This is a genomic window from Cryobacterium sp. TMT2-10, from assembly GCF_004403075.1.
GTDB lineage: Bacteria > Actinomycetota > Actinomycetes > Actinomycetales > Microbacteriaceae > Cryobacterium > Cryobacterium shii.
Map to the genome: position 1 here is coordinate 1 of NZ_SOGW01000069.1, position 1,039 is coordinate 1,039.

Annotated in this window: 1 protein-coding gene; it reads left to right on the forward strand. The window is 68.7% G+C overall.

Features of this window, described 5'->3' with window-relative positions; genetic code table 11:
• Positions 1–34: 34 nt before the first annotated feature.
• Positions 35–1,039, forward strand: a 1,005-nt coding sequence (locus E3T37_RS07760; RefSeq protein ID WP_255572777.1) for an HNH endonuclease signature motif containing protein, incomplete at its 3' end; no start/stop codon positions are given.

Here is a 1,039-nt window from a genome sequence, read left to right on the forward strand (position 1 = left end):
CGACACCGTCGCCGAGCGCGAGTTCACGAGCGAGTTGGCCTGCACGATCCGGATTCCACAGCGGTCGGCGGAGACCTTGATCCATGAGAGCGGGTGTCTCACTGGGGAGCTTCCGCTGACGATGGCCGCGCTCCGGTCGGGCCAGATCAGCTACCGGCACGCGCAGGTGCTGATGGGCCAGGCCTGGTCGCTCCCGGACGAAGCCAAGGCCGCGTTCGAGGAGGCCCTGCTGAAGTCCGCCGAGAACCTGACCGCGTCGAAACTCAAGCGCAAGGCCAGGATCTTGCGGGAGCGGCTGCACCCGGAGACGATCACGGCCCGGCACCAGAAGTCAGCCTCGGAGCGCAACGTGTTCTTCGAGCCCGAGGCCGACGGGATGGCGTCGCTGCACTGGTACGACTCCGCGGAGAAGGTGCAGGCCGCGTACGACCGCATCACCGTCATGGGCCTGAGCCTGCTGGGCCCGGACGAAGACCGCACCCTCGGCCGGCTCAGGGCCGACGTGTTCAAGGACCTGATCCTGGACGGGGTGACCCCCAGGGGACTCGGCAAGGGGATTCGGGGCCGGGTGCACGTCACCGTCCCGGTGCTGACGCTGATGGGTCAGAGCGAGGAACCCGGGCACCTCGAAGGCTACGGCCCGATCGATCCCGACACCGCCCGGCGGATCGCCGCCCGGGCGCCGAGCTTCACCCGGATCCTGGTGCACCCGGAGACCGGGGTCGTGCTCTCGGTCGGCCGCGACCGTTACAAGGTGCCCAAAGACCTCAGGCGCTACCTGGAGGTGCGGGACGAGACGTGCCGGTTCCCGGGCTGCAACCGCGGCGCGGCGCACTCCGACATCGATCATGCGCTGGACTGGCAGTTCGACGGGCTCACCGCGCACGACAATCTCGCGCACCTGTGTCCGGGCGAGCACGGGCTGAAGTCGGAGACCCGGTGGAGCTACGAAATGCTGCCCGACGGCACTCTCAACTGGACCTCACCGACCGGGCGGCACTTCATCAGCGAACCGGCCACCATCATCCAGCCCCAACCG